This window comes from Massilia rubra, from assembly GCF_011682065.1.
Lineage (GTDB): Bacteria > Pseudomonadota > Gammaproteobacteria > Burkholderiales > Burkholderiaceae_D > Telluria_A > Telluria_A rubra.
Window position 1 is genome coordinate 1 of sequence record NZ_VUYU01000079.1, and the last position, 888, is coordinate 888.

Consider the following 888-nt stretch of genomic DNA (forward strand, 5'->3'; position numbering starts at 1 on the left):
CAGGCTCATCCCATTTCGCTCGCCACTACTTTGGGAATCTCGGTTGATTTATTTTCCTGCAGCTACTTAGATGTTTCAGTTCGCCGCGTTCGCTTTGCATACCTATGTATTCAGTATGCAATGACCTGTAAAGGCCGGGTTTCCCCATTCGGAAATCTGCGGATCAAAGCTTGTTTGCTAGCTCCCCGCAGCTTATCGCAAGCTACTACGTCCTTCGTCGCCTGTAATCGCCAAGGCATCCACCATGTGCACTTATTCGCTTGTCCCTATAACGTTAGCCTCTGATCCGAAGATCAAAGAGCGTTACAGAGATAAGAAAGTACAGCGTTGTTGCTTTGTTTTGATACATACAATCACTACCCATCGAACCGTCTGTCGACGATTCGATTAAAACTTTACTTCTTCCAGATTGTTAAAGAACGAAACAGCTTTTAATCCCTGAAAGATCAAACCTAAACCCAGGCGCCGTTGCGCTGATTTACGTTTGTACTTTCAAGAGTTAAGTAGAGTGGTGGAGGATGACGGGATCGAACCGACGACCCCCTGCTTGCAAAGCAGGTGCTCTCCCAGCTGAGCTAATCCCCCAAGGTATATCTAAAGACATACTGGTAGGGCTGGTTGGACTCGAACCAACGACCCCCGCGTTATCAACACGGTGCTCTAACCAGCTGAGCTACAGCCCCGACTTGGACACTGCTACTGTTTCTTCTAAATTCAACAGTCGATAAGAGTGGACGCTTAATAAATTGGCTCTATAGCCGGTGCAACTCTAGAAAGGAGGTGATCCAGCCGCACCTTCCGATACGGCTACCTTGTTACGACTTCACCCCAGTCACGAATCCTACCGTGGTAAGCGCCCCCCTTGCGGTTAAGCTACCTACTTCTGGT

Annotated in this window: 2 tRNA genes and 2 rRNA genes; all 4 read right to left on the reverse strand. The window is 48.4% G+C overall.

Annotated elements, in window-relative coordinates:
* Positions 1 to 266: ribosomal RNA gene (locus tag F0185_RS34060) — 23S ribosomal RNA — on the reverse strand; the annotation flags it as partial.
* A gap of 243 nt (positions 267 to 509) precedes the next feature.
* Positions 510 to 585: transfer RNA gene (locus tag F0185_RS34065), tRNA-Ala, on the reverse strand.
* Positions 586 to 606: 21 nt separating this feature from the next.
* Positions 607 to 683, reverse strand: a tRNA-Ile gene (locus F0185_RS34070).
* Between the two features lie 90 nt (positions 684 to 773).
* A 16S ribosomal RNA gene (locus F0185_RS34075) occupies positions 774 to 888 on the reverse strand; the annotation flags it as partial.